Origin of the sequence: Paenibacillus sp. Dod16 (assembly GCF_049893405.1) — a bacterium.
In the GTDB taxonomy this organism is placed as follows: Bacteria; Bacillota; Bacilli; order Paenibacillales; family Paenibacillaceae; genus Paenibacillus_AQ.
The window spans coordinates 1-24,766 of record NZ_JBNDYG010000088.1 but is presented as its reverse complement, the minus strand read 5'-3'; the positions used below and the strand labels follow the sequence as shown (position 1 = coordinate 24,766).

Annotated in this window: 19 protein-coding genes and 1 pseudogene; 12 read left to right on the top strand and 8 right to left on the bottom strand. The window is 47.7% G+C overall.

Annotation, left to right across the window (positions count from 1 at the left end; all coding sequences use genetic code 11):
* Positions 1-9 precede the first annotated feature (9 nt).
* From ACPV3A_RS36970 to ACPV3A_RS36935, 8 genes are all read left to right on the top strand, one after another.
* Positions 10-105: an IS3 family transposase gene (locus tag ACPV3A_RS36970; protein WP_426203701.1), complete on the top strand. Its 96-nt coding sequence runs from the start codon at positions 10-12 to the stop codon at positions 103-105.
* 44 nt (positions 106-149) lie between these two features.
* The gene (locus ACPV3A_RS36965) at positions 150-4,565 is read left to right on the top strand and encodes a glycosyl hydrolase family 8 (RefSeq protein ID WP_426204866.1); all 4,416 of its coding nucleotides are present in this window, start codon (positions 150-152) and stop codon (positions 4,563-4,565) included.
* Between the two features lie 274 nt (positions 4,566-4,839).
* Positions 4,840-6,192 (top strand): amino acid permease, encoded by a 1,353-nt coding sequence (locus ACPV3A_RS36960; RefSeq protein WP_426204864.1) that lies wholly within the window; start codon positions 4,840-4,842, stop codon positions 6,190-6,192.
* A gap of 301 nt (positions 6,193-6,493) precedes the next feature.
* Complete coding sequence (locus tag ACPV3A_RS36955; protein WP_426204862.1) at positions 6,494-7,576, top strand: SurA N-terminal domain-containing protein; 1,083 nt, start codon at positions 6,494-6,496, stop codon at positions 7,574-7,576.
* 47 nt (positions 7,577-7,623) lie between these two features.
* Positions 7,624-10,839 carry an Ig-like domain-containing protein gene (locus tag ACPV3A_RS36950; protein WP_426204861.1) on the top strand — a complete coding sequence of 1,072 codons (3,216 nt, stop codon included), beginning with the start codon at positions 7,624-7,626 and terminating at the stop codon, positions 10,837-10,839.
* Positions 10,840-11,037: 198 nt separating this feature from the next.
* Complete coding sequence (locus tag ACPV3A_RS36945) at positions 11,038-11,694, top strand: response regulator transcription factor (protein ID WP_426204859.1); 657 nt, start codon at positions 11,038-11,040, stop codon at positions 11,692-11,694.
* The gene (locus ACPV3A_RS36940; protein ID WP_426204857.1) at positions 11,691-13,061 is read left to right on the top strand and encodes a sensor histidine kinase; all 1,371 of its coding nucleotides are present in this window, start codon (positions 11,691-11,693) and stop codon (positions 13,059-13,061) included. The genes ACPV3A_RS36945 and ACPV3A_RS36940 overlap by 4 nt, the downstream gene beginning before the upstream one ends.
* Positions 13,062-13,292: 231 nt before the next feature.
* Positions 13,293-14,291 carry an alpha/beta fold hydrolase gene (locus ACPV3A_RS36935; protein WP_426204855.1) on the top strand — a complete coding sequence of 333 codons (999 nt, stop codon included), beginning with the start codon at positions 13,293-13,295 and terminating at the stop codon, positions 14,289-14,291.
* A gap of 88 nt (positions 14,292-14,379) precedes the next feature.
* Here ACPV3A_RS36935 and ACPV3A_RS36930 read toward each other — a convergent pair whose 3' ends face one another.
* From ACPV3A_RS36930 to ACPV3A_RS36900, 7 genes and pseudogenes are all read right to left on the bottom strand, one after another.
* Complete coding sequence (locus ACPV3A_RS36930; protein ID WP_426204853.1) at positions 14,380-15,435, bottom strand: hypothetical protein; 1,056 nt, start codon at positions 15,433-15,435, stop codon at positions 14,380-14,382.
* Positions 15,425-16,000 carry a sigma-70 family RNA polymerase sigma factor gene (locus tag ACPV3A_RS36925; RefSeq protein ID WP_220685390.1) on the bottom strand — a complete coding sequence of 192 codons (576 nt, stop codon included), beginning with the start codon at positions 15,998-16,000 and terminating at the stop codon, positions 15,425-15,427. The genes ACPV3A_RS36930 and ACPV3A_RS36925 overlap by 11 nt, the downstream gene beginning before the upstream one ends.
* A gap of 385 nt (positions 16,001-16,385) precedes the next feature.
* Positions 16,386-16,569: pseudogene (locus tag ACPV3A_RS36920) on the bottom strand (DUF2524 domain-containing protein).
* Positions 16,570-16,646: 77 nt separating this feature from the next.
* Positions 16,647-17,450, bottom strand: coding sequence for a phosphonate ABC transporter, permease protein PhnE (gene phnE / locus ACPV3A_RS36915; RefSeq protein ID WP_426204851.1), 804 nt, complete (start codon positions 17,448-17,450; stop codon positions 16,647-16,649).
* Positions 17,447-18,271 (bottom strand): phosphonate ABC transporter, permease protein PhnE, encoded by an 825-nt coding sequence (phnE, locus tag ACPV3A_RS36910; RefSeq protein WP_426204849.1) that lies wholly within the window; start codon positions 18,269-18,271, stop codon positions 17,447-17,449. Before phnE (ACPV3A_RS36910) ends, phnE (ACPV3A_RS36915) begins: the two co-directional genes overlap by 4 nt.
* A complete protein-coding gene (gene phnC / locus ACPV3A_RS36905; protein ID WP_426204847.1) occupies positions 18,268-19,041 on the bottom strand; it encodes a phosphonate ABC transporter ATP-binding protein in 774 nt (257 codons plus the stop codon). The genes phnE (ACPV3A_RS36910) and phnC overlap by 4 nt, the downstream gene beginning before the upstream one ends.
* 20 nt (positions 19,042-19,061) lie before the next feature.
* A complete protein-coding gene (locus ACPV3A_RS36900; protein WP_339223905.1) occupies positions 19,062-20,069 on the bottom strand; it encodes a phosphate/phosphite/phosphonate ABC transporter substrate-binding protein in 1,008 nt (335 codons plus the stop codon).
* Positions 20,070-20,229: 160 nt separating this feature from the next.
* On the opposite strand from ACPV3A_RS36900, the gene ACPV3A_RS36895 reads away from it, so the two are divergent.
* From ACPV3A_RS36895 to ACPV3A_RS36880, 4 genes are all read left to right on the top strand, one after another.
* Positions 20,230-21,816: a bifunctional metallophosphatase/5'-nucleotidase gene (locus tag ACPV3A_RS36895; RefSeq protein ID WP_426204845.1), complete on the top strand. Its 1,587-nt coding sequence runs from the start codon at positions 20,230-20,232 to the stop codon at positions 21,814-21,816.
* A 168-nt stretch (positions 21,817-21,984) separates the two neighbouring features.
* The gene (locus ACPV3A_RS36890) at positions 21,985-22,812 is read left to right on the top strand and encodes a MerR family transcriptional regulator (RefSeq protein WP_426204843.1); all 828 of its coding nucleotides are present in this window, start codon (positions 21,985-21,987) and stop codon (positions 22,810-22,812) included.
* Positions 22,809-23,981: an MFS transporter gene (locus ACPV3A_RS36885; protein ID WP_426204841.1), complete on the top strand. Its 1,173-nt coding sequence runs from the start codon at positions 22,809-22,811 to the stop codon at positions 23,979-23,981. Before ACPV3A_RS36890 ends, ACPV3A_RS36885 begins: the two co-directional genes overlap by 4 nt.
* A gap of 85 nt (positions 23,982-24,066) precedes the next feature.
* Positions 24,067-24,567, top strand: a complete 501-nt coding sequence (locus ACPV3A_RS36880) for a DinB family protein (RefSeq protein WP_426204839.1) — start codon at positions 24,067-24,069, stop codon at positions 24,565-24,567.
* Positions 24,568-24,662: 95 nt separating this feature from the next.
* Here ACPV3A_RS36880 and ACPV3A_RS36875 read toward each other — a convergent pair whose 3' ends face one another.
* Positions 24,663-24,758, bottom strand: coding sequence for an IS3 family transposase (locus ACPV3A_RS36875; protein WP_426200258.1), 96 nt, complete (start codon positions 24,756-24,758; stop codon positions 24,663-24,665).
* Between the last annotated feature and the right edge of the window lie 8 nt (positions 24,759-24,766).

Genomic DNA, 24,766 nt, shown 5'->3' with positions numbered 1-24,766 from the left:
AGGAGCCAAATTACGGAGTATATTTCGTTTTACAACATGGAACGTTTCCAAAACAAACTGGGCGACCTCTCCCCGATTGAGTTTCGGGAAAAAGTCGCCGCTTAATAAAATCTCTTTTTTTAATGTCTACTTGACGGGGCTATGACCAAATGTTCTTATTGTTTTTAGCATTATTGTTGATCCCCTGGACATTGCCGGCAAATTCTCACGCCGACTCCGTGACGTCCAAGCCCGAGCTAGCCTCTGATGGACCGGGGAAAGCGGCAGAAGCCATAATCGCCGAATGGGTCTTCAAGAACAAGGGAGAAGGAGGCATCCATCCTGCAACCGGAGGACTCAACAAGTCTTCCTCCATCCTCCAACAGGTCGGAGGATATTTTGAATACTACGACAGTAGAGCCCAAGACATCAGCTATCAGGGCTGGGACAATGGCCAGGGCAAGAAATATTGGTTGGCCATGGTTCCTACGTCAGCCTACAAGAATGTCAAACTATCCTCGGAGCAAAGCTCTTCGGGTTCTGCGCCTAACGATTTCAAAGTACAGGTAAGCACCGACCGAACGGTATGGACTGATGTTCCGGGAGGCACTGTACAGATGAATATCGTTTCGAGTTACAATTGTCCGAATGAAGCCTGCTTACTCCGCAACCTCCCCCTGCCGAATGCAGACGATAAGCAAATGCTGTATATCCGCTGGGTGGTTAACTCCAATAAGCCAACCAACCCCAAAGATAATCCGAATGGCATTGGATCGGGAGGTTCCAGTAAAATTCGGAACATTCGCGTAACCGGGGAACCGATATCCGGAACAACGCCTGAACAGCCTACCATCGACGTATCCTATGTGCCGGGACAAGGGGCGGAAAATGTAACCGTCACAACGCCGATCGAGGTTAAGTTCAACAAACCGATCACGGTAACGGCCAAACAGGACATCACGGTACGGGATGGCCAGAATCAGCCTGTTCCAGGTATTGCCGTCGAAGTTATAAACCAAACGACCTTACGCATTAGGCATGGCGGATTAGGTCAAGGGAAGAGCTACAGGGTTACCATACCCCAAACCGCGGTCCAAGGAAAAGACGGCTCCCCCCTGATTCGAAATATCGAGTGGAATTTTACGACTGTAGGAGCCGTCTCTCAGCCGAAACTTATTAACATGACCTTGAACGGCGATCCAAAAACGAGCATGGCTTTCGCCTGGTACACGGATACGGCGGCCGCGACGAAAGTCCAGGTTGCCGTATCAACGGGAACCGGAAACCTGTTTCCGAAAGAGGGAGTTCTAGAATTCACCGGATCCTCGGAGGAAATTTCGACGTATATGACCAAGAGCGACAGAACGACCGGAAAGAAGAAAAAGTTTTTCAGCCATAAAGCAAGCGCGAATGGATTAAATCCGGGAACGGATTATGTATTCCGGGTAGGCGATGGTTCAATATGGAGCTCCGTTGGATCGTTCACAACCGATACGACAACACCGAAGCCATATCGGTTTATCGTGGGAGCCGACTCTCAAGCCTCAAGCAAATCAGGCTTTGAACCATGGGCGGATACCTTCAAGAAAGCTTACGAACATATGGGCAACCCCAAATTTCTGATCAATGCCGGCGATCTGGTCGATAATGGCGACTTGGAGGAGCAGTGGCAGTGGATGCTCGGACTCGCGCAGGAGCATCTGATGAAAGTGCCATTTGTACCCGTACTGGGCGGACACGAAGTATCGGATTGGGACGGGGATGCCACGACGCCGAATAATAACTTTTACAACCATTTCAATCTGCCGCGGAAAGTGGTGGATGCGACTCATGACGGGTCGGTTTATTCTTTTGAATACGGCGACGCGCTTTACATGGTGTACAACTCGCAGTTTGACGGCAAGCTGAATGAAGACGGCTCCGTCGATTGGGACGACGATCAGCATGAACAATTTTGGAACCAGATTGATTGGATGAGGAACACGGTGGCGATGACCGACAAGAAGTGGAAGTTCGTCACGCTTCACAAAGCGCCTTATGCAGCTGGCGATAATTCCGCGCAATGGGAAGGGGATCGCGTTGAATTTTACCGGAAAAATCTGATTCCTGTTTTTGACGAGCTTGGCATCGATATGGTGTTCGAGGCTCACGATCATATGTACATGCGTTCCTTCCAAATGTATGGGGACAAGGTCATCGATCCGAAAAAACTGGAAAAAGACGAAGCAGGCAATGTCGTCAATCCTCAAGGAACGGTGTATCTGATGTCCAACGCGTTTGGAAACAAATTCTATTATAAAAACGAGCCGTATGACGACTACTTCGCAGCGATTAACAATCAGCCGAAGAAAAAAATGTTTACGGATGTGTCGGTTTCGGATCAAATTTTGAAATTCGATGCCTACACGGCTGCTATTGAAGATGAAGGAAAGAGCGGATATGGGAAAAATGGGCTGAAGGTGTACGATCATTACGGTATCAAACGAACAGACACCAAACCGAATCCGGTAGAGGGAGCACAGGTTAAGCTCCAAGGTGCCAAGGCTACGTTGACCTGGAAGACACCTTCTTCGAGCAATGAGCAGGTAAGAGGATTCCGCATTTATGAACAGGATGACAAGATCAGCAAACATTGGAGCCTTTATGTGCCAGTGAAGTCGGGAACGTCCCAGTACAGCGTCGTTATCGACAAATTGAATCCGGATATCCAATATAATCTGGTGATCAAGTCCGTTGGCAGAAGAGACAATTCAAGCCCAGTCACCGTAAGCACTTCGGATCATGCCGAGGGGAATGAACCTCCATCTGCTGTGGATGGTTTGGCGGGCAAAGGCGTGTCTCCTTTTCAAATCGACCTGACCTGGAGAGCACCTTCCGGCAAAGCGCCGGATCGGTATCATATATACCGCAACGATCGTCACGTTGGAACAACCAAGGAAATAACATATGCCGATACCGGGCTGACGCCCGAAACGGAATATCGGTACAAGGTGACTGCCGTCACTATGGGAGGCGTTGAATCACTGCCGACTGCAGAAATTCGCTTGAAAACGATGACTTCTTCGCAAGGCACCGGGCCTTACAAACCGTTCCCGCAGCATACAGCCTACAGCTCCGGCTCGATCAAGCCGAATCATGTGCAACAAGCGCAGCTGGATGCGACCGTTGCCCGGCTGTATGATGAATGGAAGCAGAAATACTTGAAAAAGAAGCCGTATCTCCAATCTTCGGAGCCGGATCAGTACTACGTCTGGTATGCCGACGGGGACTGGTTTCAAGAGGAGTATGACGAGGAGCTGAAAGTCAATTATCAACCCATGACCGTTTCGGAAGCGCATGGATACGGGATGCTGATCACCGCACATATGGCGGGTCATGATCCTAAGGCCAAGGCTTATTTTGACGGACTATATCGATATTTCAGAGCACATCCGAGCAAGATCAACCCGGAGCTGATGGCTTGGAAGCAGGGTGACACAGGTCAGGCCGTCGTAAATGTCGGCGGTGTTGATTCGGCCACAGATGGTGATATGGATATCGCGTACGCTTTGCTCCTTGCGGATCGCCAGTGGGGAAGCGACGGTGAGATCAATTACCTGTCCGAAGCCAAAAAAGTAATCGATGCGATCATGAAGAGCGATGTCAATCACGCCGAGTGGACGTTGAAGCTTGCTGATTGGGTGAGCGACAACGATGCTAAGTATGGCAGCGCTACGCGTCCTTCCGATTTTATGCTTCAGCATTTGAAAGACTTCAAAAATGCGAGCGGTGACGCCAATTGGGATCGGGTCATCGACAAGACCTATTCCATCAGCGAAGGAGTATACAAAAAGTACAGTCCGAATGCGGGGCTGCTGCCCGACTTTGTGGAGAAGAAAAACGGCAGCTATGCACCGGCAGATCCGGAATTCCTGGAGTCTGAAACAGACGGGGATTTCAGTTATAACTCTTCGCGCATTCCTTGGCGGCTCGGCACGGACGCTCTTATGACCGGGGAAACCCGTGCGAAAGAGCAGCTAAATAAAATGACGTCATGGATTCGCCAAGTGACCGGGGATGATCCGGGAAAAATATATGGCGGCTACAAGCTGGACGGGTCAAAAGCACTCGTGAATTATACGGATACCTCATTTTCTGCGCCAATGATGGTCAGCGCCATGATTAATCCGGCGAATCAGCAGTGGCTCAACCGATTATGGGACCACAACGCCTCCATTTCTACGAACGATGACGTTTATTTTGGAAACACGCTGCGTCTTCTAAGCATGATTGTCGTTTCGGGTAACTGGTGGTCACCGACCATCGCGGATACCGAAGCGCCGATCCAGCCAACCATCGAAGAAGCGGTAGTCGTATCCGATTCATCCGTGGAACTGAAGTGGACGCCTTCATTCGATAATGCGGGAATTGCAGAGTATAAGGTTTATCGGAATAATACCGTCATTGGAACGTCGAATACGACGGATTATAAGGATAGCGGCTTGACGCCGAATACAACGTATCAATATTTTATCGTTGCGTACGATACCTCAGGTAACATGTCCAAAATCAGCAATGTCAGAATCGTCTCGACGGGGAAGCCATGAATGTAATGCGATGATGACCGTCCCAAAAGCACTGTATTCGTATTAATCGCAAAAGCTGGCGGCAATCATATCGAGATGAATAAAGAGCCTGGGGCCACCCGGGCTCTTTATTGTCCGTTCTCGAAAACAATCTGTTAACCGTTGTTAAGGAATAAGAGGCATTAGAACGATCATGCTTCCTTCTTAACTTTGCGAATTTCTTAAGTTGTTTCCTTAGCAGAAAAGGTTATACTTATCAATAGGTTAATTTGAAAGTCATCAGGGGGATATGTTAATGGCAAAACAAGATGAAGTTTCATTACAGAAGAAATTGAGGCCAAGGCATATCAGCTTTATGGCAATGGGCGGTGTAATCGGCACCGGGATATTTAAAGGAAGTTCCGAGACGATCAGTCTCGCCGGTCCGGGCGTAATTTTCTCTTATATCTTTGCAGGACTGCTGCTTCTGGTGGTAATGGGAGCAATGACAGAAATGGCTACGGTGTATCCGGGCCGGAACATGAAAGATTTTGTACGGGAAGCCTTTGGAAAACGGGTTTCTTTTGTCATGGGCTGGATGTATTGTTTCATGTGGCTCTCGGTATGCGTGATTGAAGTGATTGCGGCAGGCAGCTTTTTGCAATACTGGTTTCCTGAGGTTCCGCTGTGGCTGCTCAGCCTAGCAAGTGCTGCGCTCATTATTTTAATTAATATGATGAGTGTTGGAAGCTTTGGCGAAGTGGAATTTTGGCTTGCCGGGATCAAAATCGCCATGATTATTAGTTTTATTGTGCTGGGAAGTTTTCTGATGTTTGGCATTATTCCGAGTTCAGACACCCCATACCTTCAAAATTTCACCGCTCACGGCGGTTTTTTACCAAACGGATGGTTCGCCATATTCTCGGCTCTGCTTGTCGTTACCTTTTCGTATGGCGGCTCCGAGCTGATCGGTCTCACATTAACCGAGACTGAGAATGCGGAGAAAATCCTGCCGAAAGTCGTGCGCAATTTTATTTTGCGGGTAATTTTGTTCTTTACGCTGCCGATTCTGATCATATGCGGATTGATTCCGTGGAATCAGCTCGGGGGAGAGGCAAGTCCCTTCGTTCAAGTGTTGTCCGCTACGGGATTGCAGGGAACAGCTCACATTATGAATTTTATTTTGGTGACGGCAGTGCTGTCGGCAGCCAACTCCGGTATCTATGGTGCGACGCGCATGATTTATTCCATGGCAGCTGCCGGGGAGGCTCCACGAAGCCTGGCCAAGACCACGAGCAAAGGCATTCCGCTTAATACGCTGAAACTCTGCGCGATCATACTATTAGCGGGTTCCTTGCTTGGATTGATTGCGCAAGACCAGCTGTTTCGGGTTCTGATGGCGGTGCCGGGGTTTGTCGTTGTGCTCGTGTGGATCTGCATTTGCTTCTCGCAGCTGAAGCTGCGCAAAGCTTATCCGATGCAGCCTAGCTTTAAGGTATGGGGGTTCCCCTATATAACCGGCGTAACTGCGCTCTGCCTGTCGGTGATCGCGGTCCTGTTTCTGATAGACGGCCAGAACCGGGTCAGCATTAGCGTATGTCTGTCCGTCCTGCTGCTATTGGTTATCTGGTCCCTCATGAAATTCAAAAAAGGGAACAGAAGCGGATAACGGAGCATGTCGGGCTTCAACTTCACGGTAATCGGACAAGCATGAAAAGATGTCATGATTCGGTTGCAAGCGGTATTGCAGCAATCAAGAAAACGGAAAATACAAAATGAAGGCGGCAGAGGCGATCCTCTGTCGTCTTTTTATATGTGTGAGAACAAGTAAAGAAAGTGAAAGGATTGTAAAAAAGGAACAATTGATAGCGCTTTCTTATGAAAATTATAATGAATTATACATAAATTGGAGTCGCCTAGGTAGGGAGCGTGTTCATTAAATAAAGCTAATGATGAGGGTGCTGATGGGTATGATGGTACAAAATTATTGCAGTCTGAAATGGCTGTACATAGCCGGAATCTTAATTTTGATTATCGTGACTGTCTTTTTAATCGCAGAGCCTGAATTTTCACAAACACATCCAGAGGACACTTATATCGCGACAGTTGACGGAGAAGTGATTCATGTGAGCGAATTTCAAAGAGCTATTCATGCCAATCGAGCTGAAATGATCAAGTATTTCCATGAAAAATATGATGCAGCGCAGTCGACCGAATTTTGGTCCACGCCATACGGAGATGAAACTCCGATTGAGTTGATCAAAAAGAAGGCGCTCGAAGACAGCATCCATCTTAAAATTCGACAGATCCTTGCCAAAGAGCAGGGCGTGCTCTCCGATATCAGCTACGACGGTTTTGTACAAAACCTCTTGCTTGAAAACGAGAGAAGGCAGCAAGCAATCAAGAACAATCAGGTTGTTTTCGGACCCGCTCAATATACGGCGGAAGCCTATTTAGAATATGTGATGGGAAACACGGCCTTAGCGGTCAAAAACCATCTGATGGAGCATGACTGGAAGCCGAATGAACAACAGCTAATCACGTTTTACGAGGCGAATAAGAGACGGTTGTATCATGCGCCCGCAACCGTGAAGGTACGACAATTATCATTATCTTTTCTTGATGCCAATCGGAATGTCGATATCCTTCTCAAAACTCGGGAGAAAAGGAAATTGGAGACTGCTAGGCAGAAAATAACATCCGGTATTTCATTTGAGCAAGCAGCAAAGGACATCCATCAAGATAGCCAGGTTACGGAGCAGTTTTATAACTTGGATAGTCACAGGCACAATGCCAGAAGTCCGGTAGCTCAAGCTTCTGTCGACCTTCATCCAGGAGAGGTTAGCGAAATTATTGAAGAGAACGGCCGCTTCTATCTCATCCAATCCGTGGAGAAAGATCAGAGGAGAACCAAGTTTCTGGCATTTGACGGAATAAGAGAACAAGTGTTAAAGGACTACATCGATAACAAATATGAAGAGTACATACGTGAGCGAATAACCGATGCGCACGTTGTATTGAATGAGGAGTTGTACGGTAAATTTCAAATGTAACTGCCCATTTGGCATTACATAAATAAAAATGAAAGGAATGAAGATGATTGAGGCAATCGTTTATCAAAAAGTTGATCTGCATGGTTTCTATCTTTTCCTTGGTTTGCAATTGGGTTACCGCTTCACCGTCGGACGCTTTAGCTGCCGGAACCACTTATTATGTGGACAGTACAGGGGGCGATGACAGGAATAACGGCACAAGTCAAGACTCTGCGTGGAGATCGTTAGACAAAGTTAACGCGACTACCTTTGCCCCAGGCGACAAAATCTTGTTCAAATCTGGGGAAAGCTGGAATGGCAGGCTGTGGCCTAAAGGTTCCGGTTCAAGCGGAAATCCGATCATTATCGATATGTACGGTTCCGGAAGCAAACCATTAATCGCCGGGATTACGTCCGAACTGGAAGCCGTCTTTTTGAAAAACCAGGAGTATTGGGAAATCAACAACCTGGAGGTGACAAACAGCTCGCCGCTGCCTTTTGATCGAGATTGGGAGAATCCGCGGGGCCAAAGACGGGGTGTCTATATCTTGAATGAGGAAGCTGGTCTATTGAATCACATCTATATCCAAAACATGAACATCCATGATGTCGATGGATCATATACCACACGCTCCGGAGGCATTATTTTCGATTCGGTTGGTTCGACTACACCCAGCGCATTTAACGATATTCTCATTGACGGTAATATACTGACGGATGTGGATGCCTATGGCATTTACATTGGCTCTAATTGTATCTTGCGCTACGGAATGGGCGATTTATGGCCATGGGTACCTAAACCTTACGGGCCATGGACGCCGTCCACCCAAGTGAAAATATCCAATAATACCGTCATCAGAGCCGCAACCGGCGGGATCGCGTGGAATGTCACCGATGGAGCGGTGGTCGAGCGCAACACCGTCCAACAAGCTACCTATCTGGCAACCAATGCTTCCATTTGGTGGGCGTATGCGGACAATAACCTCGTTCAATTCAACGAATCGTTTGCCAGTGTGAACGGCGCGGAAGACGGGCATGGCTTCGACGTTGATGCAGGAAACATCAATTCGTTGGTTCAGTACAATTACAGTCATGATAACGCTGGCGGCTTCATGCTGTTCGTAAACGACACTTACAACACAATCAATACCATCGTCAGATACAACATCAGCCAAAACGACAGAAAAAGCATATTCCGATACAGCGGATCCATTGATAACGTCTACAACTACAATAATACGATATACGTAGGAAAATCATCAGGGAACCCGGTGATGAGCGATTACTTCACCAAGGCTTCGGGAGCCCCGCGCAACATTCATAATTATAATAATGTGTACTACAGCGTCGGCGATAAGGGATGGGACTTGACGGGTCAGACATTTGACTACAACGCATATTACGGAGGAAACACATTAGTGCAGGCTGATGCCCATAAGATAACGGACGATCCGAAATTGGTTGATCCCGGAAGCGGCGGCAATGGCATGGATACAGTGAACGGGTACCAATTGCAAGCGACTTCACCACTAATAGGCGCAGGCATACGCATAAACGATAACGGAGGAAGGGATTATTTCGGCAACCCGTTATATAATGGCGCTCCCGATATCGGTGCCCACGAATACGAGGGCAGTGTTCCACCGGCCGGGAACATGCCTGATCCGATCGTCATCGTTCCGAAACGGCCTGCCAGCACACCTGTCGACAATCTAGCTACGCAGGCAGCTGCAAGTACGACATTTCAAACGTCGTCTTCAGGACCGATTGAAAATATCATTGATAATGATTACGACACGGCATGGGAAACCGATACTTCGCCTTCCTTTCCGAACGATATCACGCTCGATTTTGGCGAGCAAACGCTTATGGCCAATCAATTGAAGCTTAATACAAGATACGGAAAGGATTTGGGTATTACGAACTTTGATCTTGAATACCGTAATGGTTCGGCATGGATTCCCTTACGCACCAATATCAATCTGACTTGGGATTTGAACACGGGCGCAAATGAGATCAAATCCGTGGAATTTCCACTTACTCGATTCTCTCAAATCAGATTGAAGGTCCATGACGGTGTTAACCCATCGGGGCGAATCGCACTGAACGAGCTTGAATTGTATAACAATCCTGAACTATCCAAAGATATGGTCACCACGACCTTTGCGACGGGGGCAGGCACCATTACTAACATCATCGACAACAATTTGAACTCTGCATGGGGAAGTACCGGAGATGTAACCTTTCCAGGTTATATTACTCTTGACTACGGCAATCATAGGGTACCGGTCAACAAGGTTACGTTAGTCACGTTTTTTGGGATCGGTCAGGGTATTACCAATTTTGATGTGGAGTATTTTGACGGTAGCCGTTGGGTGACGGCATTATCTGGCGCATCGGTGGAATGGAATCTGAACGACAGCACCAAAGAACGCCAGAGCGTTTCTTTCCCAACGGTAAACGCCTATAAACTTCGGTTAAAGGTGAATGACGGGAATCGGATATGGGGGAACATCGCGTTAAATGAACTCGTCGTTGAGCATATCGTTGATAACGTACCCGTTACTGGAATAATAGTGGATACACCGGAGCTTGTGTTTAATTCCTCTTCCGGCCGGAGTAGAGAGCTCCACGCAACGGTTATGCCGGATCATGCAACCAATAAAAATATTACATGGAGCACGAATCAAGGGCAGGTGGCAACGGTAGACGATCATGGCATCGTGACAGCCGTAGAGGAAGGAAGGGCTGTTATCACGGCAACGACGGAAGACGGCAATTTTCAGGCCTCCAGCCATATTACGGTGGACCGGACAGCTCCGGAGATCACGATATATCAAGTTGTAACATCAGAATATAACACGGGCGTGTTTCAACCCAAATTTGAAGTAGCGGACATTCTGTCAGGTGTCAACCATGCAAAAACCGAAGTCATCTTGGATGGAAACGTATTAACGGATTTAACTGATATTCCGTTATATATACTTGAGCAGGGTACACATACGTTTACGATAAAAGCAATTGATTTAGCAGGGAATTCATCTATACAATCAATAGACTTTCAGGTGAAAACAAGTTATGCCGCTCTTGAGGAGCTGGTTCAACGTTTCGCAGACGAGGGAACCATTGATAACAAAGGGATTGCTAACAGTCTGCTGAAAAAATTGCAAAAACAAAACCTTAGCAGTTTCATTTCTGAAGTCCATGCACAAAAAGGGAATCATATCTCCGCCGAGGTTGCGGAATATTTGTTACGCGATGCAGCGAAGCTCCTTAACCCATAGTAGATTGTTTATTACTGAGACTAAATGGAATCAGCGCCTGTTTCTTCAGAAACAGGCGCTGATTTGCGTGTATGGTAGAAAGGAGACGAGGGTGCATTCATTGAATATCCCGGGTATGATGATTAGGTAGTATGGGAGTAAATCATTATATTTATAGTATAATAGTTACTTCAATATGAGATGGGAAAGAGGGAACGAATGCCTACTATACTGGTTGCTGACGATGATGTGAATATTCGCGAACTCGTCTGTTTGTTTCTACGTAACGACGGATTCACAACGGCCGAGGCTGCGGACGGCAAGGAAGCACTGAACGTCTATGCATCAACGCATGTCGATCTCGTCGTACTCGATATTATGATGCCGATTATGGATGGCTGGACATTGTGCAAGGAGCTGCGAAGAGCCAATCCTGATCTTCCGTTACTTATGCTGACAGCAAGAGGCGAAACATGGGAGAAGGTGAAAGGGTTCGAACTGGGGACGGATGATTATTTGACGAAACCATTCGATCCGTTGGAGTTATTACTGAAACGATACAAGATTGGGTCTACACAGATGATTCAGTTCGGCAACGTTATACTGGATCGGCAGACGTATAAGGTGATGAGAGGGACGGAGTCGCTAACGCTGCCGCTCAAGGAGTTCGAATTGCTGTATAAGCTCGCCGGAACACCAGGACAAGTCTATACGCGTGAGCAGTTGATCGATCAGATCTGGGGTATTGATTACGCCGGAGATGATCGAACCGTAGACGTACATATTAAACGGCTGCGTGAACGGTTTGCGGCTACACCTGATTTTCGGATCGAGACGGTACGTGGTCTGGGTTATCGGCTTGAGGTTTACGAATGATCAGATCCTTATATATACGTGTGGTTCTGACATTTCTGGTCTCCGTCATCGCCGGCACGATTATCTCTTTTTTTATGTCCACCTGGATATTCGAAGACAAGCTTAACCAAAACGCTCAAATCAACTTACGCAATTTTGGACAAGATATCGTACAGATTTACAAGACCCTTCCGTTACGTGAAGCGGACTCGTTCGTGAGTGGAATGAAGCAGCTTGACTCCTATCATATTCGAATTTACGAAACAACAGGTCAGTTCCAATCTTACGGAAAGCTTAACGGACATAAATCTGCTACCGTAACAAAGGAGCAGCTTAAGAAAGTATTAGATGGGGGCGTTGTTCAGGACACTCCGAATGGTATTGCCACGGTTCTTTTGGGGCTGCCTATCAAGACGGAAATGGGAACAAAAGCGATGTTTCTGGAAACGCTCGCCCCGCCTTCTGCTTCTTTTGTGGTCAAATGGGCATCGATCTTTGCAATCTGTTCGTTGATTGTGGGAAGCTTGTTGATACTGGTTGCTTCCATATTCCTGGTCAGACCGATCAAAAAGCTGACAAAAGCAACCAAACGTATAGCGGCTGGAGATTTCAACGTCAAGCTGAATATCAAGCAAACGAGTGAGCTGGGGACGCTGGCTCGAAGCTTTGAGGAAATGATGCATGATCTTCAGCAGCTGGAGCAGATGCGCAGGGAATTTGTAGCGAACGTGTCGCACGAGGTTCAATCTCCGATCACCTCGATATCCGGGTATGCTCAAGCACTTAAGCAAGTAAACCTCGCAGATGACGAACGAAGTCGTTATCTTGATATTATCATCGCCGAGGCAAAGCGGATGTCCAAAATGAGTGATAGCCTGCTCAAGCTGAGTATGCTTGAATCACAGTCACAGCAACAGCGGCTTGTTACACTCAGCCTTGATGAACAGATTAGGCGCGTCATCGTGGCGCTCCAGCCACAATGGTCTGCTCGGAACATTCATTTTGAGCTTGATCTTCAGACCGTTAAAGTTATGGCTGATCATGACCAGTTGAACCAGGTATGGACGAATATCCTCAGCAATGGCATTAAATTTTCCAAGGATGGCGGCGTTATTAACGTGGCCATCAAGCAGGATATCAAAAACGTGACCGTCCGAATTTCCGATACGGGCATCGGTATTTCCCTTGAAGACCAAAAGCGTATATTCGAACGTTTTTTCAAAGCGGATCGTTCCCACAGCCGCAAGCATGACGGCAGCGGCATGGGACTTGCCATCGTTAAACAGATTGTATCGCTTCATCAAGGTGACATCCGAGTGGAGAGTGAACCAGGTCAAGGAACGACCTTTATTGTCACGTTACCAATTACAACACCAACTGTTAGTTAGAATTACGAAATGTCCATCCATCCGATTGTTGAAGAATTCAAATTCTCGGAATTACCCTTCTCCTTGCTACGGCTCACGTACAAGCTCTCTTGTATGTGACCGTGGCATTTTTTTGCTTTGTTCATACTCCGTTCATATTGACGTCATGGAGAGGACATCTTGATTGGTTAAGATTTTATTAGCGGCAATGAAGAAAGCCCAACAAACAGTCCAAGACAGGAGAAGATGACAGTGACACAACCAGAGATAAAGAAAACGAGGAATGGATCGAAGATAAAGAAAGTGCGAAAGATTTCACTTAAAATTATCGGAGCAATCGTAATCGCCATTGTTCTGTTTCTAGGTATTGTTTATATCACGAATGTGATCAGCAGCAATTCCGAGGCGAAACGAATAGAGCCCTATGGTCAGCACGTATCTGTAGACGGGAAAAATATGAATGTGTTAATTCAAGGCGAAGGCAAGGAAACGATCGTGCTTCTGCCAGGTTATGGAACAGCTGCACCAGCGCTTGATTTTAAGCTGCTCATTGATGAGCTATCTCCATATTACAAAGTTGTAGCGGTCGAGCCTTTCGGTTATGGATTAAGTGATGGAACTGAAAAAGAACGAACCACAGAGAATATCGTAAGTGAAGTTCATGAAGCTCTACAGCAGCTTAACATTAACCAATATATGCTCATGGGCCACTCCATTGCAGGCATTTACGGCATTGATTATGTGAACAAATATCCAAACGAGGTGACTGCCTTTGTCGGAATCGATAGCAGTGTTCCAACACAACCGGGTATGGATGTTAAATTCCCATTAAAAACGTTCGCATTTCTTAAAAATTCAGGTCTCCAAAGATTGGCGGTCAAATTAGGTGGTGACCCCTATGCTGAACTCCCATTTGATGATCACACCGTAGAGCAGATGAAAATGCTGTCGAATAAAAACTCGAATAGTTCCACGATGTTGAATGAAATGGAGCATATTTCTTCCAATTTTAAAGGGCCTCAAGGTTTAACATTCCCTAAACACCTCCCACTGCTTCTCTTTGTACAAGCGAATAATGCAGGTGTAGAAGGATGGATCCCTCTGCATGAAGGGCAGATCAAAGATTCGGTACATGGAAAAGTAATAACCATGGATGGATCACATTATTTACACCATACCCATTACAAAGAAATCGCTGAAAACTTTAGAACGTTTATGAAAGAAGTAGACGGAGTACCACCAACAAATTAACGAAAATATACGATTAGAATTGATTAATAGTGAAAAAGCCGGGGTTTCCTACTTTAAGGAATCCGGCTTTTTTTGTTTGATCAGTGAGTTATTTCTTGGATGGCGTATCCGTTTTGTATTCAATAACTTGTAATACTTTTGGTTCAATAGCTTTTAACATTTGTTCCATTGAAAGGTTGTTGTTCGGAATCTCTCCGTTAGCTTCACCTTGGATTTGTATATCAACCTGAGTTTTTGCAATGACATCCACAATTTGTTGTTTCGAGACATTTTTAGAGGCTGCGATCTCCACTACAGATCTACCTTTTGCTAATTCTTGTTTGAGTTCAATTGGGCTCATGTTTAGTAAAGAAAAGAGTTTGTCGTCATTCAAATAGGCATCTGCAAAATAATCTGGCTTGCCATTGGTAGTGAAGAAACCTTCTACTTTATGGTTTGCAGATTTCGTCTCACCCCCAATTAGAGAAACACTGATTGAATTGCCCTGAACGAATACCTGATATAAGGGTGTTTCTGACCCCTTTTGGGTGTAATTCAACATCAACGTTTTCTGATCCGGATTCTCCATTTTCTCCATAGCAAACTCGTACTCTTCCATGTTGCCATACATTTTATTCAGAAGATCATCAACCTTCGACTTGATGTCCTGATCCGTTAGAGCCGTGAGCGGCTTATCCTTAGGCTCCCAATTCTCTTGAATCACGTGTTCAATCTTACCCGACTTGCTGTTGGTATGAAGGGTGATTTTTTTGCCAATTCCCCCTTTTTCCTGGAGGATGATGCTGGTTTGGGTACCTTGAACCATGCTTGCCTCGATAATCTCAAACGATTTAGTTTCGGGAAATGCGCTATACAGCTTTTCGAGCGTTGCTCTCCCAACTACATCCGACTTGACTTGTTCAGCCGTCATCGGTGTTCTAGTCAGCATTTCAATCAGGGTAGGGGCAGCAAACGCTGCGGTTGGAATCAAAATGGCAGTAGCAACGATGCCGGCAATAAAACGTTTTTTCATGGTTTTTCCGCTCCTTTGTCGTAGCACATATTGTGAATAGGATTGCTCTATACGTTTGGAAATGGCCGGAGGACAATCCAACGTTTCTGCTTCTGTGCGCAGATGCTCTCGGATTTTACGTTCAATAGTCATTGATCTTTTCCATCCTTTCCGGGGGGAGATTCCATATGTTTTTTCGAAGCGCCTGGATGCCCGCATGATATCTGGACTTGACCGTACCCAGCGGAATATCGAGTATGGTCGCGATTTCCTCCAGCGTATAGTCGTGAAAAAAGCGGAGGATAATGACCGCTCGCTGTTTATCCGTCAGTTTTTGGATAGCCTGCGATATGAGTTGGTTCGTGCCGTCCATCAACACCGAAGGTTGATCCCAATGCGATTCTTCCCGGGCAAAGTCACGGATGCGCTCGAAAATTCGAAATCTCCGCCAGCGCTTGACCCGAAATCTCTGCACTTGACGGATGACCAAGCCGTGCAGCCAGAAATGGAAAGGTCGATTCGTGTCGTAATTGGCAAGAGACGTCCACATTTGCATATAAATCTCATTCATGACATCTTCCCGGTCCTGCGGATGATCCACCAGAAAGGAAACGGTCCGGTAGACGTCCTGATAGGTGGCATCATACATCGTACGAAACGCCTGTTGATCACCGTCTTTCATTTGTTTGAGTAATTGAAACATGTATTCACTTTGCATTCAGAGGGCCCTCCTGGGTAAGCGGCTTACACCCTGTATTGTCTCTCTATCAAAAAAAGGTTCGGTTTCTGTATTAATTTTTTTCGAGAACGAGTAGGACAACCCTGCTACTTTAACTATTATACAGTCCGTCTGCGTATGTCTTTCATTCGACTGTTCAGCTAGGTGGCTAGTCACAAAAGCCTTGTTTAGTTAGGAATTCATATTTAAGAATCAAGCAGATTGACGAATAATAGCGAAACTAAAAAAACTCGTATCCTTTCACGGATACGGGTTTTTTAATCATGGAGAGTTTTCGAGGTGTCAGATACCTTTCAAAATCAATTACGTCATGCAGGTAATGGCGAGATCATTGCAGATCTCGAAGAAGTGTGTAGATTAAACGTTAATGGTTAATATCGCATTTGTTCATAATGAAGGAGATTTGATTCTCCAATCGGTTGAGTTGTTCCTGTGTTTCTTGGCCTTCCGTACCCTGTTCCCGCAGAGCGGCAAGCTCTTGCTTGAGCCGATGGAGATCGTCGCCGGCATTCGCGCAGTTGTAGTCGCTTTTCCAAATTGTCGAGCATCATGGTTCCTCCTTGGTTGTAAGATGTTGTTCATCACTAGTATGGAGGATACTTCCAAAGTTATTCATGGTCCTCCGTTAAACGAGCTTTTTTCGAATCGCGCCCGAAATCAAGTCGATCAAGGTAATCATGACAATAATTCCGAGCAAAATAATGCCGACGCGGTCCCAATTTCGTGAGCTCAGCGCGAAAATAAGTGGTGTCCCGATGCCGCCTGCGCCGATCACGCCCAGGATGGTGGCGGAGCGGAGATTGATTTCGAAGCGGTAGAGGATATACGACAGAAAGCCGGGCAGTACCTGTGGCAAAACGGCGAACCGGACGATTTGCAACCGTGTCGCGCCAGCAGCGATCAATGCTTCGGTCGGGCCCGTATCGATCTTTTCCACCTCTTCGGAGAACAGTTTGCCAAGCATGCCTACTGAATGCAAACCGAGTGCCAGCACACCTGCAAAAGAGCCGGGGCCCACTGCCTTGATGAACAACAGTGCCATTACGATTTCAGGAAAGACGCGGATCAGACTGAGCAGCACTTTGCCTGATCCGGAGGCGAATATGGACCCGGTCATGTTGGCCGCGGCCCAGAAAGCGAACGGGATACAGATGACCGCCGAGATGATCGTCCCCAGAATGGATATAGCCAACGTATCCAGCAAGCCTCGCAGCAAATCCTCTCCGTCTGGTAAATAGACAAAATCCCAATCGGGTGAAAGCAAACCTGAGAAAATAGCCGTTGTCACCTGACCAGCCGTCTCCTTAATGCCAGAGTACGGAATACCGGAGAAGGCCCAGACATAAACGACGGCCAGCATAACGTAGATGAGCCAGCGGAGCCGGCTTTTTTTCGGTTGGGGAACGATGTCGTTCCATGATTGACTCATAACAATTTCTCCCGCAATTTCGCACTAAGATAGTCGATCAAGAGGACAACAATCAGGGTGAAGATGATGATCATGCATGTCTTGTCGTACTCAAAAAAACCGAGTGTCACTTCATAATAATGACCGATCCCGCCAGCTCCCACCAGACCAAGCACGGCAGCGGCACGGACATTGATTTCGAACGTGTACAGCGCATAAGAAGCGAAATGCGCCCGAACCTGCGGGACTGCACCGTACACGATCAGCTGTGGCAGATTTGCTCCGGCAGCGGTCATCGCTTCCAGCGGTCCAGGATCTATCGCTTCCAGCGCTTCATAGGTGAGTTTAGCTATCAGACCCAGTGAAAAGACGGATAAGGCAAAAATCCCCGGTAACGGACCGAGTCCTGCTATGGCCACAAATAAGGCGGCGAGCAGAAGGTCGGGAATCGCGCGGATCAAGTTTAGCAGAAAGCGAACCGGATAGGTGATCCACCGATTCTTGACCATGTTATCTGCACAGAGCAGCGCCACCGGAACGGCCAGGACGGTGCCCAGCGTGGTCCCGATCAGCGCCATGCGTATCGTTTCCAGCATGGCTTCCAAAATGTTGTCGAGATAGCTCCATTTCGGCGGGAACATTTCCCGCAGCAGGTCGAGCATATTCGGCAGACCTTCCACAAGCTCCATGAAGGAAGCGTCCGTCTGCAGCGCACTGCCCGAGACGAGAAGCAGCAGGAAAGCCGTAGTCATGTAATGCTTCAGTTTGCCAGGTGGTTTCGGGCGAAGGAGGGGAGATTGATCTGATGGTTCGAACGGCCCCGTTTCCATTTCCATCTTCATACAGCCGTTTCCTCCAATACCTCATTCTTGCCGAATGGCCGTCCGTATATTTCCGTAAACCGCTCATCCGTCGCTTCCGATACAGGTCCGTCAAAGACTACCTCCCCGGCGCGCAATCCGATAATCCGCGTAGCATACTGCCGTGCCAGATCGATCGAATGCAGATTCACGATCGTCGTAATTTCGGATTCCGCGTTAATTCGTTTTAAATCATCCATGACCTGCTTCGTGGTCAAAGGATCGAGGGAAGCAACCGGCTCGTCCGCTAGTATGATCTTGGCTTCCTGCGCAAGCACTCGGGCAATCGCGACTCGCTGCTGCTGTCCGCCAGACAGCTCGTCGGCCCGGGCATAGGCTTTCTGGACGATGCCTACCCGGTCGAGTGCCTGAAAAGCGAGATCTACATCGGCCTTTGGAAATCGGCCGAGCAGGGTGAGCAGGGTGGAGTGGTATCCGACGCGTCCGGCAAGCACATTGCGGAGCACGGAGGAGCGCTTCACAAGGTTGAAGCTTTGAAAGATCATGCCGATATCTCTTCGGATGCGCCGCAGCTCTTTGCCCTTGGCCGCTGTGATCGATTTACCGTCGATCACGATGTTGCCTTCGGTAATGTCGTGAAGCCGGTTCATCGACCGCAGCAGGGTCGACTTACCGGCGCCGGACAGCCCGACGATCGCCACGAATTCGCCGCGGCCGATCGTCAGATTGATATGGTTCAGTCCTTTGGTTCCATTGACGTAAGTTTTCGAAACGTTGCGAATTTCAATCATGGCACCCAGTCCCTTATCGTTTACTCGGTCTTAACCTTGTTGCCATATTCACGGACAATCTCGAAACGACTGTCATCGGATTTGACATAACCTTCATGCGTGTAAATTTCCGAGATAATCTTGTGGCCTTCTTCGTCCTGGCCGATCTCGATAAACGCGGTTTGCAGCTTCTCAATCCATTCCGGGCTCATATCGGAGCGCACGGTGATCGTATCGTTCGGAATTTTCTCCGTATAAGTCAGTACGCGTGTATCTTCAAATACGGTGGGGTAATCGTTCTTGACGACATTGCGGGCATCCTGGAAAATGGCAGCTGCATCGACATCGCCGTTCAACACGGCAAGGACGGCTTGGTCATGGCCTTTTACCGTAATCGGCTCGACGTCCTTCATCGGGTCGATCCCGTTATCCATCAAAACCGCCGCAGGCCACACATAACCGGCAGAGGATGAAACGTTTTGGTAGGCAATTTTTTTGCCCTTCAGGTCGGCTACGGATTGGATGGCAGAATCCTTTTTCACGATCATCATCGCCTTGTAGAAATCCACAAGCTCATCCGTAGGCTCGCCGGTTTCATCCTTAACGCCATAACGTTGGGCCTGCAGTATAACCTCAGCAGCGCCTCTCTCTTTGGCAAGAACATACGCGGTGGGCGGCAGGAAGCCAACGTCCACCTTTTTGGATGCCATCGCTTCTACAATCGTGTTATAGTCAGTCGATACGCTGACCGCAACGGGGATCCCGATTTTGTCGGACAGCAGCTTTTCGAGCGGCTTGGCTTTGGCTTCAAGCGTATCGGCATTCTGGGAAGGAACGAATTGGACCGTCAGTTTATCAGGGACATACCCGGTAGATTCTGTGGTCGCGCTGCTGTCTGTATTTGTGCCTTGCGAGTTCTCCTGCCCGGCGTTCGCCGCGGCTTTGCCGCCGGTGTCGGTATTTCCGCCGCCGCATCCGCTGATGACAGCGACGCACAATAACAGGGGCATGGTGATTTTCATCCATTTTTTCAAAACAATGACCTCCATTTATAAGTTAATGACATGTCTTACCTGCTCCACTATACGGAGGGAGTGTTAATGGTCTGTCAATGAAATGATAACTCTTTGTAAAGTTTTGGAATTTTAATATAAAACTGCATTTCAGTTGATAGAATGGCTTGAATATGTTGTGAACAGGAGAGATGGTATGAATCCGACAAATAAAATGACGATTACCGTGCTGGCCACCAGCGACTTACACGGACATCTGTACCCTACGGATTACCGGACACGGGACGAAAGGGATATGGGACTCGGCAAGCTGGCGTCCCTAATCCGTGAAGAGCGGCTCATCCATCCGGATCTGCTGCTGATCGATAACGGAGATTTGATTCAAGGCTCTCCGCTGGCTTCCTATGCAGTTAAAAGCAGAACGGATATCCATCCGTTGATTGGTGCGCTGAATGAGCTGGGCTACGATGCAGCTGTTCCGGGTAACCATGAATTTAATTATGGTATGGAGACGCTTGAAAAAGCGGTGCAGGATTCCCGGTTTCCTTGGTTGTCAGCCGGAATCCGGTTGCAGGATAGCAAGGAGCCCGCCTTTGGTAAGCCTTATCTAATCAAGCACATCGGTGGCATCCGGGTGGCGGTTCTGGGTGTGACGACACACTACATTCCGAGCTGGGAGAATCCGTCCCACATTCAGGGTCTCGAATTCCAAGACGCATTGGAAACCGTGAAGGAATGGGTGCCGCGCATCCGTCTGGAGGAGCACCCCGATGTGATGATCGTGGCATACCACGGCGGATTTGAGTGCGATATGGAAACCGGGGAGCCGGCGGAAAGCATCACCGGGGAGAACCAGGCTTATGCCATGTGTGCCGAGGTGAAGGGCATCGATGTGCTCATCACCGGGCATCAGCATCGGCTGCTGGCCGCGCAGGTCCACGGAGTGACAGTTGTCCAACCCGGCTTCAATGGACAGGCCATCGGCAAGATCCGTGTGGATCTGGTTAAGGCACAGGAACGCTGGATGGTTGTGGAGAAACGTGCCGAGTTGCTGCGACCGGACACTGGGACAACGACTGACACAGTGGTGTTAGCTTCCAGCCAGCAGTTGGAAGAACGGACCCAGGCATGGCTCGACGAGCCGATCGGACGAGTCGAGGGTGACATGGGCATATACGATCCTACAGCCTGCCGGCTGGCGGAGCATCCTTTTATCGAGTTTATCCATCGCGTGCAGATGGAATATGCGGGTGTCATCGTTTCATGTACGTCATTACTCAGTGAAGATTCCAAGGGGTTCGGAGAGATTATCACAAGACGGGATATCCTAACGAATTTCATATATCCGAATACGTTGGTCGTACTTCGTCTGACCGGACGCGACATCCGGGACGCGCTGGAACAGACAGCCTGTTATTTTACGGTCGGCCCAGGCGGGACTCCTGCCGTGAACCCGGCATATATGAAGCCGAAACCGCAGCATTATAATTACGACATGTGGGAAGGCATTGAATATACATTAAACATTGCATGCGCGCCGGGATCAAGGGTCAGCAGGTTGAAATATAACGGCGCAGACTTGCCGGGCGGGATGGAGCTGGATGTGGTCCTGAACAGCTACCGGGCCAGAGGAGGAGGGGATTACAGTATGTTCCAAGGGAAGAGAGTGATGCGGGAGATACTGATCGACACCGCGGAGTTAGTGGAACAGTATATCTCGGAGCGCGGAAGCATCCCAGCTGCTTGTAATCGCAATTGGAAAATTGTCATAGAGAGGCAATAGCTTGCTGGTGATTGTTAACTTAAGGAGAGGCTTTAAATCGATCAACATGTGTCACGGAACAGTCCTTACCATCGCGGCTTGCGTACAAATTTAATTAGCCCTCTTGACTTTATACCTAACTAGAGAGTTTATACTCTAACCAATAAATCAAGATAGAGGGTGAAAGCATTGTTTAAAATCAGCGAGTTTTCCAGGTTGAGTCGAATTCCGTTACAAACTCTGCGCTATTATGATCAGCTCGGAATCCTGAAGCCAGCCATGACCGATGAATCGACGGGATATCGGTATTATTACGCCGAACAACTACTGGAGATCAACCGTATCGTCATATATAAGGAATTGGGATTTACATTACAGCAGATCGCGTTGCTCCTTCATGAAGATATATCAACAGAACAGATTCGCGGCATGCTGAGGCTCAAGGAGAGTGAAATCGAGCGGCAGCTTAATATGGAGCGCTCTTGGCTTGTCCGGGTAAAAGAAAGAATGCAGCTCTTGGAACGGGAAGGAAAAGTAAATAAAAAACAAGAGGTTGTCTTGAAACGCGTTGAAGCCATGCACATGATCACGTATGCTTCCCAAGGCATCGTTGAGGATATCCCAAACCTTTTCGAAATGTTCGATGGGCTGCATGATGGCCGAGCCAAGTCTCTATTATACGGTCCGCAGACGTTGTTGTGGAACGTATCCGGCAGCAAGGAGCATGTGTTTGAGTTCGAAGCCGGTTATGCCGTGAAATCGGACACCTTCAAGCTGCCGGAGCATCTCCAGTATCGATTCCTGCCTTCTGAGACCATGGCCACACTGTTATTTCGCTCGGATTCGGCGTACTCCGAATCGGCCTGCCTGGATCTTGCCGAATGGATTGAGCAGCATGGTTATCTCGTTCGAAGCGACCAGCCCGGAAGAGAAACTTATGTGCCTTTATCAGGTGAGCCGGGGGTTTGTCTCATCGAAATTCAATTACCAATTGAATGCGAAGAGGAACGAGCATGAGTAATAAATGGATCGTTTATTTGCTTGCCCTGGCCGTGTTTCTCATTGGAACGATCGAGTACATCATAAGCGGAATTCTTCCCATCGTAGCGGAGGATCTAGGCATTGCGACGTCCACCGCTGGATCATTCGTAACGACATTCGCCCTTTCTGCAGCGATAGGCGCACCCGTAGTGGTCGCCGCAACCATCCGGGTGGACCGAAAAAAAATGCTTCTCGTTATGCTCGGCATATTTATTTTCAGCAGCTGTCTCGTCTATGTTAGTGACTCACTTGAAATGATGCTGATGACTCGAATGATCCAGGGACTCAGCGGTGGAACAGCCACGGTCATTGCTATGGCCGTAGCCACGCGCATGGTTGAAGAACGGAATCGGGGCCGTGCGATCGGCACCATATTGATGGGACTTAGCAGCTCCCTGGTGCTCGGCGTGCCGATCGGCACGTTCTTGAGCGAAACCATGGGATGGAGAACCTTATTCGTCATTGCTGGCTTGCTGATGGTGATTCCGTTCTTGACTGTCCTTTTCAAGGTTCCGTCCATTACGGAGCAAAAAGCCATTACACTTAGAATGCAGCTGTCGATATTAAAAGATAAAAAAATGGTGCTGGCTGTAGTCATTACGCTGTTCTATATCGGAGGATACTCATCGCTATTTACGTATATATCCCCCTATCTTCAGCAGAATAGTGAGTTATCCGCAACGGCGCTTTCCGGTATTCTATTGATCTCGGGGATATGCAGCTTTGTTGGCTCCAAATTCGGAGGGGGGATAGCGGATACGAAGGGATCCAGATTCACGATCTACGCCGGTCTGTCCATCCAAGCGGGAACGTTGCTGCTATTGTCTTGGTTCAACGGCTCGATCTACGCTGTTGTTCCATTCATCATGTTATGGATGGCCGCCACATGGGCGACATCTCCAGCACAGCAGTTGTACTTAGTTACCCTGGTCCCGCAATCGCCGGATATAGCCTTAAGCGTCAACACTTCGTTTATCCAATTTGGCTTCGCCCTCGGCTCAGGAATCGGCGGATTGGTGATCAGCAGCTCCTCCATTGACAATCTGGGTTGGTCCGGGTTTGTCATGGTTTTGGTGGCGCTCTTGCTTGCAGTTCGGTTGTTCGCTAATGATAAAAATAACTATGACAACCCTTGTCACTATTAGCAGATATGATGAACTTAAGGATGATCATCTTACATCCTATCCATCAAATATTGAACTTAGTTTCTTAGAAAGGGATGAATCAATCATGTATACAACCGTTTCTGATTTTATTACAGAATGGAAGAGGGAAGCAGAATTAACACAAAAGGTGTTAGACAGTTTGACGGATGAATCTTTACAACAGCAGGTATATCCTGAAGGCAGGACGCTGGGAAGAATTGCTTGGCATTTCGTAACGAACACCCCTGAATATTTGACTGAATTCGGGCTTGTTCTCGATCAGGTGCAAGATTCAGATGATGTACCGGCCGCGAAACAAATCGCCGAAACTTTTAGAAAAATAAGTTCAGAGGTAGCGACGGCTCTTGAAGCACAATGGACGGATGAAAGTTTAAAACAAATCCAAAATGCCTTTGGACGTCAGGAATCAAATGCTACCATCTTTATGGGATTGATTAAGCACATTGCTCATCATAGAGGGCAGGTCACCGTTCTTATGCGTCAGGCGGGATTGAATATCCCTGCGGTATATGGTCCTTCAAAGGAAGGTTGGATACAAATGGGAGTCGCAAACCCGCCGCTTTGAACATGAATGAACTCGGATATTAAGAACAAACACGCAATAAAGTCGCGAACAATGGTCATAACCCTGTCAAGTAGACAGTACAAAAAAGACATGATTTATGCTGCGACCGTTTCCCGGTATTCTACCGGGGAACGGTCGTTTAATTTTTTCTGGAATCGGTTCTGGTTATAGAACAGAATGTATTCATTCACTTGCTGTT